This window comes from Clostridium sp., assembly GCF_051278035.1.
GTDB lineage: Bacteria > Bacillota > Clostridia > Clostridiales > Clostridiaceae > Clostridium_AD.
Genome location: NZ_JBNMNU010000138.1, coordinates 1 through 11,894, shown reverse-complemented (window position 1 = coordinate 11,894; position 11,894 = coordinate 1). Strand labels below are relative to the sequence as shown.

Genomic DNA, 11,894 nt, shown 5'->3' with positions numbered 1-11,894 from the left:
ACACAACTGGTATTGTGTTACTTTCATAATATCAATAAGTGCTTAATAAAGTGCCACCATATCTAATGATATGGTGGCACTTTTGACGATATATACGAATGCTACGAACTAAATATTCAACTAACAACTTTAAAAAATAATGGTAATACTAAGATAAAAGGAATAAATGTTGCTGGAAATCCTTTATACCATTTTTTATTATATATAAAAGAAACTATAATCCAATTTATTGTACATCCTAAGAATATTAGACATACACCATAAAATAGAAAGTCAGAATTGTTGCTTATTTTATATATACCTGAAAGTAATATTGTATAAAACAAAAAATCTCCTAACCCTTTTGTTGGTATTGGTTTTTTATCTTTAAACGACTTACCGTATACTATTAATTTCCACATCAATTTTTTATTTGCCATAACTTTAGAATTTGCAGTTTTTGACCCGATTTTAGTGAAACTGATAATATCAAATATTGATACTCCCATGCCGATTCCAATTAAATTTGATAACGTAATAATTTTCCCGATTACACTGCCAATAAAAATCACACAGATCATACATAGCCAACTATTAATAATCAAATGCTCTTTATTATATGGCTTTTTAATATAGGTTATTAAGAATAGCACTCCAATTATAGAACTCATTGATAGTAAAAATAAGGATAACCTCATAATAACTAAGCATGTTACGAACAATGAAATTATCATTATAATAATTGAATGTAAAATTGATTCTATTAATTTTTCTTTTAATTCTGACATGGATGCATACACCTCCTTAATCTAAATTACTTATTACACTATAATCTTAATATTTATAACCTACATTTTTTTAGAGAGATAATAAAAAATTACAATTCCACAAATATATTTAAATGCAATTACGCCCCAAAGGATAAAAATAATCCATTTCTCAACGCCTATGAATGTAAATGCTATAATTGAAATAAATAATACAACGAACATAATAGCATTAGTAATCTGTCCTGATTTTTGTCTTAACATTATTTTTCTTTCATCATCTAAATTAATTTTTGCATTTTTAAGTTGTTCTTCATATCTTGTTTTATTTGTTTTGTTTTCTGATTTTAACAAGCGAATTTTTTTATAAAAGCCACCAATAGACGCACCTATAATACCACAACCCATTCCACCAATAGATGGACGATAAGCTAATGTTTTAATAAAAAGGCTCATTAAAACAAGTATAATTCCACATATAAGCAAAAGTAAATTCCAACCTATAACATTCTTTTTCATTTCGATTCCTCCTCGTAAATAAATATTTCTTCAATCTTCATTTGAAAATATTTTGCAATTTTAAAAGCAAGAATAATGGATGGATTATATCTACCGTTCTCAAGAGAACCTATTGTTTGTCTCGATACTTCTAAAGCTTCGGCTAATTCCTCTTGCTTAACCCCTATTTGTTTTCTTAATTCTTCAAGTCTGTTTTTCACATTTATATACCCCTTTCTAAAATATAAGGAAAGTTAACTTTCCAAATTTAGTGTATCATTGCAATTTTGTTATGTCAAGTTTCCTTTCCGTTATAAAATCAAAAATGATGCAACATAATGTGAATAATGTTGCATCATTTTAATTCATAAAAAACAATAATTTCAAAATTTATTATTTTTACAAAACTTAAAGAATGGTAAAGCAAAAGAATATTTTTTATTTTGATTGAAAATATTATTCCTGTGCTAATGTAAATAATTCTTCAATTGTAGTATTTAAGTATCTTGCTAAACGCATAGCTAATTCTAAAGTTGGATTATATTTATCATTTTCTACAGCTATGATTGTTTGGCGAGTAACACCCAGCTTTTTAGCAAGCTCCTCTTGTGTTAATTTATATTGTTTACGATACTCTTTTACTCTATTTTTCATGATATATTCTCTCCATAATGGTTAAGTAGTATCACTTTAGTTATGCTATAAAAAATTAGCTGCAGGGCAATTATTATAAGGGGTAATCCTAATTTACCACTAATAACAATATCTATAATAGTCAATATAATAAGAAAGATATTAACATAAAGATAAGTTATAAAAAGAGCCTTATCTGTAACTATACGCTCCCGCTCATCCATAAATCTAAATTTATTACTTCCACTTGTTATAGGCTCGGTTGTTCCTCCTAAACGCTTGTTGATTATTGCCTGAGCAGCAAACATAACCAGTATTTCTGTGCTCGCTATAATAGCTATATTGGAGTTACTCGAAAACGAAACGTAAATAGAAGAACCAAATAAATGTAGTGGTGCCAACAATATAAAATTTTTAAACGTAGTTGATATTATCCATAAAATTGATATAAGCACCGCTTCAAAGCAACAAGTGTATCGCATTGCTAAACGGTTAGCGGTTTGATCGCGTTCATCTTTTTTAAAAAACATTTTTATGTCCCCCCTAAATGTTAAATCTTCTTTACATTCAATAATAACATTAATTGGAAAAATGTCAATATTTCTTTACATTTTTTAAAAATATAATAAAATCATTCAACATAAAAAAGGTTATATTAAACCAAAAGAAAGAACTATCTAAGCTCTAGATGATTCTTTCTTTTGGTTTTTTTTTCAGATAATTATTTTTACACAATTAATTAAACGAGTTTTCAAGGTCAAAATGAAACTATCTTTGGCTTATCTTTTTTACTAGGTGAATGTTACTTAATACTAATATTTGATATTGTTATGTAACATAATTTCTACTTTACTCCTAACTCATAACCTCCAATATGCTAATATACATTTTTGGTGGGTAAGGTAAAAACACCCATATTAAAATTCTTAAGAACTTTTGACTGTTCAGTGATATTTTAATTATAATTAAATATATTATAAAGAGTTCTCAATGCCTTATTAGATATAAAAGGAGATAAAAATGGATTTAAACGAAAAATGTATTATTTTAACAGGATCAGCTTCAGGTATAGGAAAAAGCATTTTAGAATACCTATGTCTATATAATGTACAAATTGTAGCTGTAGATAAAGAGGAACAGTCGTTGGTATATTCTCATCCAAATGTAACTCATTATAAATGTGACATAAGTAAAAAGGAAAATATAGATCAACTATTTGAATTTGCAGTAAATAAATTAGGTGTTATTGATATATTTATTGGTAATGCAGGTTTGGGATACTATGAGAAAATTATAACAGAGGACTGGTTTAGGATAGAGAAGATTTTTCAGACCAACGTATTTGCTTGTATTTATGCATCAGAAAAAATGTTTACACTGAATAAGGATAGAAAGTACATGATTGCATTTACAGCATCCACTATGGTGGAGTTTCCGATTCCTGGATACGCTTTATATACTGCAACAAAGTGTGCATTGGATGGGTTTGCAAAGACCTATAGATATGAAATGGGCAATAATGGAAAACTATTAATGAGTTACCCCCTTTCTACCCAAACTCAGTTTTTTAAAACAGCAGGGAATACGAGTCCCATTGAATGGCCAATGCAAACACCCAATCAAGTTGCAAAAGCTATCATTAAAGGTATACAAAAGGAAAAAAACTGTATTTATACTTCTAAAATCTACAGCTGGGGTAGAATGATAGGTACTGTTATCCCCTTAATTCCTAAGTTGTATATGAAACGAGAAGCTAGAAAATTACAAAAGTATCATAAATAACATTATTTCATCGTCCCTAAAGGGCTTTTTAACCTCCTAATACCCGTTAAGTCTAATAAACCAAAGCCTACCTTAGAAAAAATAGGAAGAATTACAAATAGGTATGAATCTACTCGTTGAGTTACAATTTCTAATCCAGATGGACCAATGATCCATACGGTTGGATAACCAATCCATAGTATTGATAAATAAGTGGCTAGAAATAAATAAAGTTGATATAGGTCTCGCCGTTGCTTGCTAGCAATAATTCTAATGGGTCCCCATATTAACCATAGGATAATTAAAAATGCTGTCATACCAATAAAAAACCAAATATATCTATTCATACCTGTAGATAAATCACCAATTAAGCCGCTCAGTATCATTACTACATCAGCTGTCATAATTCCAACAATAATTACTTTATTTTTAGGCACATAATACATTCCTGTTAAACAAAGAGATAATAGTATAAGAGGAGTAGTGATAACCCAATCTAAATAACGTGCATAATATGTTATTTGATGATCTATTTCTATCATTCCTTGACCAAGTGCCATAGATGTGTAGGCAATGCCAGACCATACAGGTATTATAAAAGCAATAAAGTAATCCATTTTAGGAACGCCTCTAGGATTTCTACTCATAACAGCTATTGTTATTGCACCGGCAGCCATGATAACAACATAAATCAATTGCAATATAATGAACTCAAAATTCATAGCGTACATCCTTTCATTAATTTTTTAGTATTAATAAATATCATTAGCATTTATTAATATTTCTATACTGTTAGTATGAGTACCGCCAGCTAAACGCGGAAATTATACGCTATATCTTATGATCTCGAGTTATCATTACTGGTTTAATGTCTGACCTGATACACTCTACAACTGCTGCTTTAGATTCCAGTCTTGGAGGGTCCATCATGGAAATTAGACCTACAAATATTAAGTCATTTTCATCTTTAATACCTATTTGTTTTCCATTTTCTATTTCTTTATAAGCGAAGGCTAAAAACCCAGGATTCTCATCGCTTATTTTATTGTTTACTTCCATCGTGTTAATTCCTTTAGTATAGATAAAACTTATTGATTTTAATAACAGGATAAAAATAAAAGACTCTACAATTGGTACTTTTACCAATCGTAGAGTCTCTCTAAACTTTAAAAGTTATCAAAGCCGGGATTTAATCCGTGGTGACGACTTTGATTCTGTTTAAAAACAGAAAGTTACTCCCTCTACATATATCATTTTATAACTCATAAGTAATACCTATATTTAATATATTAATGTTTTTAGATATATTTGTAAACAGCAATAATAAAAAGTTTTTGAACATCTTCGCTGCATTATTATATATAACAGTTCGTTTGAAGTCAATATATTAAACGAACTGATTATATGGATATTTGCCACCATATAATGCCACTTTTAAGGCTATTAGTTCACGTTTGTCTGCGGTATACTCCAAACGGACAGTTTATTTATTTCATTTAAAATTAAGACTTCTGCGATACTGAAGCCTGTAAATATGTACAAAATACAAAATACAAAATAGAAAAAAGCATAACAAAAATACACCCATTAGCCTGTTAATTAGGGCTTAATAGGTGTATTCATTAGTGTTTCAATTTTCCAAAAATTATTACTACTACAAATCATTTTCTATTTCTAATAGTTCTTGTTCTTTGGCCAACCCACGCTTTAATTCATCTTCTGTTGGCATATAGGGGTAGTAACCGCGAAACGCGGATTTTATACGTTAAGACATTTGTTACCAAAATGGTTATACATTTAAGACAAATATTGAATAACCAGTGTTAATTTAATATTTTTATCAAAGATTTTATATTAACTAATACATATTTTTTATTGCTGTTTTAGTTAGTATTATCAATACTATAATTGTACTTTAACTAACTTGTTTTGAGTAAAAAAATAAGAACTTTATCATTTAGTGATTAAACCCTAGATATATCAATGCTTTAAACTAATGTTATATGAAAATTCGAGTTAGAACTATTTAGTATTAATTCTAAGTCGGACTGTTTTGATAAAAGACTTTTCTGGTAATAACTGTCTTAACGTATATTTCCCGCGTTTTGCGAGCACTACCACTATTTGCTGATTTTCAAGTTATCAATTCCCTCCTCCCTCTGTGATAAGATAGTTGTCATATCATACAACTACGTCTCAATCAGGTCAACCCAATTAGCTTATGAGCAATTACTTTTTTGTTCCAAATTTCGTATAACGTTTCGGCAGTTCCCGACGTCAGTCAGCCTAAGCTAGTGCTTTTCTAGTTTAGGCTGGCTGATGTTGGGAACTGTCTGTTAGCTGATGCAATATACCGTCAACCGCCGATATACTAGAATAAAATTCAATATATTTCAAATATTGATCTTTTCATTAACCTATAATGTTTAGTATTATATTAAAATTATGCTCTTTTAAATCCTAAATACCTACCTCCTTGAAATGTAAGTTGTCCATTATCACCTTCAACTAACATTCCAAATTCATTTCCTTTCATATTCAATTCCACTCGATCACCACTCTCAAATTCAAAAGTTACATAATAGTATGTTCTTGTATTCTTTCCTCTAGCCTTTGTTCTTTTTGCCACTACTTTAGTATCTACTGTTAATACTGGTTGTGCATTATTATAGCTATTTTTCTTTATTGCACTTATAATGCCAAATACAATAACGCCAAAAATTATTAATAGTATAATTGTAAACATAATACCCGGTCCCCTATACATAAAACGATACATATTCTCACTAACCCTTCTTTTAATTTTTTATTTCACTCATCAATATATTATTTTAATATTCCAAATTCATATTTTCTATTAAGATAATACCATAGACCATACACCTCTAATATTATAAATAATTTGAAATAATCAAAATCATCTCTCCTTATCTCTGGAAAATCACAACGAAAATTAATATTTCCAATACCCTACAATTGATTGTATATTTTTTTAGTAATCAGGTATATTGTTTCAGCTAACTAGTGTCACCCCGCCATTGATGTCGTGTATTATAACTCTAGCTGATTTAATAACCTTACTTTTATTTATAGAATTTACATATTCACAGCTATTGTTTAACAGAGAAATATCTTTATAAAATATGATTATATCCATTAGTTAAATAACATTTTACAATCAATGCCACTAAATTTATATCTATATTCATTTCAACACAAAACTACCTTTCCCCTTTAATATTTGTAAATTTAGGTAAAAAACAAAGCATAAAGCTAGATTTTACTAACTTCATGCTTAAATCATTTACTGTAAGCTATTATTTCCTTGTCCGTCCTCTTTATAACACGACCTATCTATCTTCATACTCTTTAACTCTACGATAAAATGTAGCTTTAGTCATGTTCAGCATCTGCGTAGCTTCAACACCTTTAACTTTTCCATCTTTCCATTGTTTATATATACACTCAAAATTTTCACTATTAACTTCTAATTTAGGCCTACCAAACTTTATACCTTTATTTTTAGCAGTTGCAATCCCTTCTTTTTGACGTTGCTTAATATTTTCTCTTTCTTGATGGGCCACAAATGATAGTACCTGTAGTACTAAATCACTAATAAATGTACCTAGAATATCTTTATGCTTGGTAGTATCTAACAGTTCCATATCTAATACCTTAATATCAGCACCTATAGTTTTAGTAATATCATTCCATTCTTTCATTATATCCTCATAACTACGACCAAATCTATCAAGTGATTTAATTATAAGTAAATCTCCTCTTTCTAATCCTTTTTTCATATATTGATAACCTATTCTATCAAAATCTTTACCACTCTGTTTATCAGTATATATATATTTATCTTCTATGCCTAAATTCTTAATTTCATCTAATTGCCTATCTAAATTTTGGTCTTTTGAACTTACTCTTAAATATGCTACAGTTTTCATAGTATCAGTCCTTTCTTTAATATCCTTTTGATACTTTAATTATATAATTTACGTTCCATATAGTCAATACACTTTAGAAACGTTCCAAAAATATAATTTTAACTTATTGATACTATTCAAACTGTTGATAATTGGTAATGACAATACCGTTCCATTAAGTATACCTTATGATACATCTTATATCGTCCATTTAAGGACTGGTATTGAGAAAGCCTTATATAATAAGGTATAGTGATTAGTTAGGTGCTAATATGTCTAAATATGGACTTTGTCTCGTTGCGAAAAATAATAAATTTAAACATAAGAAAATAGTATTGATATAAAAATCAATACTATTTTAAATCTCATAATTTATGTGGTGTTCGGTTTTAGTAGTTGTGAATCTTTATAAGAATGTTGCTAAGTAATTTATCTTTTTATTTATTTTTATTATAATTATTCTTATATTTTAATTCTTTCAATATTAAATATCCCCATATTGAAACAATTCCTGATAAATATAATACAGCGTTAATACATCCAACTACATATGACATACTAGCATCAACTGTTCCTAATGATGCTAAAGAAACTGATAATATATATCCAATTACAATTGTAAGCAATCCTATACCTAATGATCTCATAAAATCCCCCTTTCAATTATGTATTATTATATTACTTTGTACTTTTTTACAATCTCGACTTAACCCTATAAAAATTATAGCATAATATGTATATTTTACATATTAGTATTATTTAAAATATTTCACAACAAGAGGATATAAAATTAACGTTATTTTTTTATTTTAAAGTATTGAAACCAGAGAGTTTTATACAACCAATATATTATTGGACTATATAAGATACGTCACTAAAACTTTACAAACGATATCTAATATTTACTAATTGGGTGTTTTTTCCTCCCCCCCCCGAAAAGGTATGTTAGTGTGTTTTTATATCGGAGGCTAGACTACAAATAAGTATTTTTTTGACTACCCCTACTAAAAAAGTGGAATAAGCAAATCACTCATTTGGTACTATTTAAAATTTAGCTAATTCAAAAATAATTGCATAGTTCCCATACCCCAATATCATTTGAGGCAAAAAAATATCTATAGCTTATTTTCCATCACAGGTCTCTACAGGAATACATTCTTCTTTTTCTACTATGTCACATAGTGATTCTGCAAAAATTAAATCATCGTCTGTAATCAGATTTTTTACATCTCATATTCCGCTGAATGCATAAAAAATTAAGATATTTAATGTTATATACAACTTTTTTTGTTAAATGGTATTGATTTACGAATGATCAAACGTTTTTATACTTTATTTATTGTCACATTACGAATGGTTACGTCAAAAATTTAAATATAGTAAATATGAAAATCATTGTGCGGAATATGAGTTATATCTATTAATAGAACTCTTAAGTAAATTATACTATTATCCACCATACATTGTTATTTCTTAGAGGGTGTCTTGTCGGAAATGGTGGATCTACCACATACTAAAAATAATTGTTAAAATTAACACTTAGTTTATAAATTTGTCACTTAAATGCCTTAATAAAACCTTATATTTATAGCAATGAGAATATAAAATTCTTAATTTGATTTCGAGGAGGCATTTACATGTTAAAAAATAAGTTTTATCGTACATTGCTTGTAGCGGGTATTACTGGGAATTTAATAATTTCAACTGGTGTTGTTGCATTTGCATCAACTACTACACCAAAAACTAAAATATCTAGTAATTCAATTGGCGAACATCAAAGAGCAGGTAATGATTTTATGCAGAAAGGTGATATACAAAAGTTTAATCCGTTAGTATCTGTGTTAAAGACGCAAGTTACTGCCGGAACTATAACTCAAGCTGAGTCTGATGCAATAACATCATTCTTAACAACTAAAGAAGCCGCAGACAGAGCTGAAATGGTAGCACAAAAAGAAACAAAAGATGCTATGACTTCTGATGAAAAAACAGCAGCTATAACAGCTCTAAAGGCAACAAAAGATGCTGAAAAAGCTAAATTAAACGCTATGACTGTTACCGAAAGACAAGCTTATATGAAAGTTAATAAACCAGTTAAAGATAATATTATAACTGAACTTGTAACTGCAAACCTTTTAACTCAGGATCAGGCTACTAAAATCCAAGCCACAATTCCACAAAAAAACAAAGGTGGAAAATATAAGGGTGAGCAAGGTAATCCGTTAGTATCTGTGTTAAAGACGCAAGTTACTGCTGGAACTATAACTCAAGCCGAGGCTGATCAAGCAACAGCAGTTTTAAAGACTAAAGAAGATACAAAAAAAGCCGAAATGATAGCACAAAAGGCAACAAAAGATGCTATGACTTCTGCTGAAAAAACAGCAGCTATAACAGCTCTAAAAACAACAAAAGATGCTGAAAAAACTAAATTAAACGCTATGACTGTTACCGAAAGACAAGCTTATATGGAAGCTAATAAACCAGCAAAAGAAAATATATTTACCAATCTTGTAACTGATGGTATTTTGACTCAAGATCAAGCAGATAAAATACAAGCTTCAATGCCACAAAGACCTAAAATGGATAATTCGAAAGGACAAAAATCACAAGTAGCACCTACAATTACTTCTACTAATGAATAGTAAATAAATAAAGGCAGTTAGAAAATATTTTCTAACTGCCTTTGGTTTTGCTTCTAATTCGCCAAAACCAAAGAAACCTATTCATAATTTAACAGTATTGAGTATGATAAATGATAATATAATTAATAGTAAAGAAGTCCTTGAGTAAAGGTAAAAAAATAAAAATGAAATGGATGGTTTAAAAATGAAATATATGAAAAAAAATAACATCAATATTAATAGTAGCTAGTATGACCATGGTATTATTTTCTGGATGCAGTTCTAAAGAAGTAGATACATCGGCTACAACAACAGACACAACTTCTGTAACGCAAGACACTAAGAAAAATGATCCAGAAGAAATGAAAACAACTTATTCAAATGTTCTTAAAGCATTAGTTACAGATAACACTATAACACAAGTTCAGTCGGATAAGGTTCTTGAAGTAGTTGTAAAACAGCCAGCAGCTGGAGCCCCTTCAAAGGATGCAACCGCTTCAACAGATGGAACCACTTCGACAGATGGAAAACAAAAACAACCCCAAAATATTAGATTAAGTGAACTAGTTACTAGCGAAGTAATCACTCAAGCGCAAGCTGATACAATAGACCAACAGGTTAAAGAAGCAAATAAAATTGCTAAGGATGCTACCACAAAATAGTGTTCAAAGAAGATTTTTATTTTATGTTTCAATTAATTACGAAGATTTGAACAAACAAAGCATACATGATAATAGGTATGAATTAGCACATGAAAAAGAGTATAAATTTCTATTCGAAATTTATACTCTTTTTCAATTATTTTTTATTAAATTTATTAGGAATATGGTATCGATCCGTATAAAAACCCACTACTAACTCACCTAGATAAATCACTGAACAATAGTTGTAGTCAAAAACAAAATGTTTTTATTTGCACCCCTACATTTTTATGTACTGATCAAATAAATCTATTTTATTAAATTCTTCTATTCTATACTCAATCTCTCTCTGCTTTACAATTATCGAATGCTCTTGCTCTTCTAATCTTCTCAAATTGAAATATTATTTCCATTTGTAGTTATCTGGAAATTTTGTGAATTTATTAATAAATAATAATACTGATAATTCTATTCTGGTAATAAATTTTTTCTTTTTGAAAATGGTTTAAAGTCTTATAGGTAGGTTCAACAGGATCCTCCTTTGGCTTTTCTTGAGGTTGATGAAATTGATGTGTTCCCGCTATCTCTTCATGTATATTGTTGATTTTGTCATCTATGAAAATTGTTAGAACAATCTTCATATTATAAACATATTTATTCAGTCAGTATGATTGGCAAAATATATTTTAAAACTCCCAGCTGCACTTTGCAAAAGCCCTCAAAGTTCCTATAGAGGATTTATTTAAGTAATAATTTCATTTATATCTTTACATTTAATTTTATTACATAAAATTAAGAGCCAGTAATGAGCAAAATAACCTCATTACTGACTCTCCATTTATAAATGTTTATCAGTATTATATGTTGATAAACATCTTAAAACAACTTATAAATGTACTTATAACTAGTGTTGTTTTTTTACTATTTTAAATTAAATTTAGCAAAAGCCTCCGCCATAGCAGAATTACCAGAATCGACAGGTTCATCTTTCTTATTCTGCTGATTCAAAAACTTATTAACATCCTTTTTATCTAAAGAACTCTTTTCTTTATCTCGACGCTTAGTAAA

The 11,894-nt window shown here is 28.8% G+C and carries 13 protein-coding genes; 3 read left to right on the top strand and 10 right to left on the bottom strand.

Annotation, left to right across the window (positions count from 1 at the left end; genetic code table 11):
* Positions 1–116 precede the first annotated feature (116 nt).
* The 5 genes from ACJAX4_RS17625 to ACJAX4_RS17605 form a co-directional block, all read right to left on the bottom strand.
* Entirely contained in the window at positions 117–767 is a 651-nt protein-coding gene (locus ACJAX4_RS17625) for a hypothetical protein (protein ID WP_435790758.1), read from the bottom strand.
* 60 nt (positions 768–827) lie between these two features.
* Complete coding sequence (locus ACJAX4_RS17620) at positions 828–1,265, bottom strand: hypothetical protein (protein ID WP_435790757.1); 438 nt, start codon at positions 1,263–1,265, stop codon at positions 828–830.
* Entirely contained in the window at positions 1,262–1,465 is a 204-nt protein-coding gene (locus tag ACJAX4_RS17615; RefSeq protein ID WP_435790756.1) for a helix-turn-helix transcriptional regulator, read from the bottom strand. Before ACJAX4_RS17615 ends, ACJAX4_RS17620 begins: the two co-directional genes overlap by 4 nt.
* A 235-nt stretch (positions 1,466–1,700) precedes the next feature.
* Entirely contained in the window at positions 1,701–1,898 is a 198-nt protein-coding gene (locus ACJAX4_RS17610; RefSeq protein ID WP_435790755.1) for a helix-turn-helix transcriptional regulator, read from the bottom strand.
* Complete coding sequence (locus tag ACJAX4_RS17605) at positions 1,895–2,407, bottom strand: hypothetical protein (RefSeq protein ID WP_435790754.1); 513 nt, start codon at positions 2,405–2,407, stop codon at positions 1,895–1,897. The genes ACJAX4_RS17610 and ACJAX4_RS17605 overlap by 4 nt, the downstream gene beginning before the upstream one ends.
* 490 nt (positions 2,408–2,897) lie before the next feature.
* Between ACJAX4_RS17605 and ACJAX4_RS17600 the strand changes: the two genes are divergently transcribed.
* Positions 2,898–3,659, top strand: coding sequence for an SDR family NAD(P)-dependent oxidoreductase (locus ACJAX4_RS17600; protein WP_435790753.1), 762 nt, complete (start codon positions 2,898–2,900; stop codon positions 3,657–3,659).
* A 2-nt stretch (positions 3,660–3,661) separates the two neighbouring features.
* Here ACJAX4_RS17600 and ACJAX4_RS17595 read toward each other — a convergent pair whose 3' ends face one another.
* From ACJAX4_RS17595 to ACJAX4_RS17575, 5 genes are all read right to left on the bottom strand, one after another.
* Positions 3,662–4,360 carry a bacteriorhodopsin gene (locus tag ACJAX4_RS17595; protein ID WP_435790752.1) on the bottom strand — a complete coding sequence of 233 codons (699 nt, stop codon included), beginning with the start codon at positions 4,358–4,360 and terminating at the stop codon, positions 3,662–3,664.
* A 109-nt stretch (positions 4,361–4,469) separates the two neighbouring features.
* Positions 4,470–4,697, bottom strand: coding sequence for a hypothetical protein (locus ACJAX4_RS17590; RefSeq protein WP_435790751.1), 228 nt, complete (start codon positions 4,695–4,697; stop codon positions 4,470–4,472).
* 1,384 nt (positions 4,698–6,081) lie between these two features.
* Positions 6,082–6,384 (bottom strand): DUF2500 domain-containing protein, encoded by a 303-nt coding sequence (locus ACJAX4_RS17585; RefSeq protein ID WP_435790750.1) that lies wholly within the window; start codon positions 6,382–6,384, stop codon positions 6,082–6,084.
* 604 nt (positions 6,385–6,988) lie between these two features.
* Positions 6,989–7,588, bottom strand: coding sequence for a recombinase family protein (locus ACJAX4_RS17580; protein ID WP_435790749.1), 600 nt, complete (start codon positions 7,586–7,588; stop codon positions 6,989–6,991).
* Positions 7,589–8,004: 416 nt separating this feature from the next.
* A complete protein-coding gene (locus ACJAX4_RS17575) occupies positions 8,005–8,214 on the bottom strand; it encodes a hypothetical protein (RefSeq protein WP_435790748.1) in 210 nt (69 codons plus the stop codon).
* Positions 8,215–9,204: 990 nt separating this feature from the next.
* Here ACJAX4_RS17575 and ACJAX4_RS17570 point away from each other — a divergent pair.
* Both ACJAX4_RS17570 and ACJAX4_RS17565 read left to right on the top strand, forming a co-directional pair.
* The gene (locus ACJAX4_RS17570) at positions 9,205–10,206 is read left to right on the top strand and encodes a hypothetical protein (protein ID WP_435790747.1); all 1,002 of its coding nucleotides are present in this window, start codon (positions 9,205–9,207) and stop codon (positions 10,204–10,206) included.
* Between the two features lie 230 nt (positions 10,207–10,436).
* On the top strand, positions 10,437–10,847 hold the full coding sequence (locus ACJAX4_RS17565; RefSeq protein ID WP_435790746.1) for a hypothetical protein: 411 nt from the start codon (positions 10,437–10,439) through the stop codon (positions 10,845–10,847).
* Positions 10,848–11,894 lie beyond the last annotated feature (1,047 nt).

Coding starts and splice junctions, on each gene's coding strand:
- ACJAX4_RS17595 (WP_435790752.1), bottom strand. CDS start 4,360: ATGAATTTTGAGTTCATTATATTGCAATTGATTTATGTTGTTATCATG.
- ACJAX4_RS17590 (WP_435790751.1), bottom strand. CDS start 4,697: ATGGAAGTAAACAATAAAATAAGCGATGAGAATCCTGGGTTTTTAGCC.
- ACJAX4_RS17570 (WP_435790747.1), top strand. CDS start 9,205: ATGTTAAAAAATAAGTTTTATCGTACATTGCTTGTAGCGGGTATTACT.
- ACJAX4_RS17620 (WP_435790757.1), bottom strand. CDS start 1,265: ATGAAAAAGAATGTTATAGGTTGGAATTTACTTTTGCTTATATGTGGA.
- ACJAX4_RS17585 (WP_435790750.1), bottom strand. CDS start 6,384: ATGTTTACAATTATACTATTAATAATTTTTGGCGTTATTGTATTTGGC.
- ACJAX4_RS17625 (WP_435790758.1), bottom strand. CDS start 767: ATGTCAGAATTAAAAGAAAAATTAATAGAATCAATTTTACATTCAATT.
- ACJAX4_RS17600 (WP_435790753.1), top strand. CDS start 2,898: ATGGATTTAAACGAAAAATGTATTATTTTAACAGGATCAGCTTCAGGT.
- ACJAX4_RS17580 (WP_435790749.1), bottom strand. CDS start 7,588: ATGAAAACTGTAGCATATTTAAGAGTAAGTTCAAAAGACCAAAATTTA.
- ACJAX4_RS17605 (WP_435790754.1), bottom strand. CDS start 2,407: ATGTTTTTTAAAAAAGATGAACGCGATCAAACCGCTAACCGTTTAGCA.
- ACJAX4_RS17575 (WP_435790748.1), bottom strand. CDS start 8,214: ATGAGATCATTAGGTATAGGATTGCTTACAATTGTAATTGGATATATA.
- ACJAX4_RS17565 (WP_435790746.1), top strand. CDS start 10,437: ATGACCATGGTATTATTTTCTGGATGCAGTTCTAAAGAAGTAGATACA.
- ACJAX4_RS17610 (WP_435790755.1), bottom strand. CDS start 1,898: ATGAAAAATAGAGTAAAAGAGTATCGTAAACAATATAAATTAACACAA.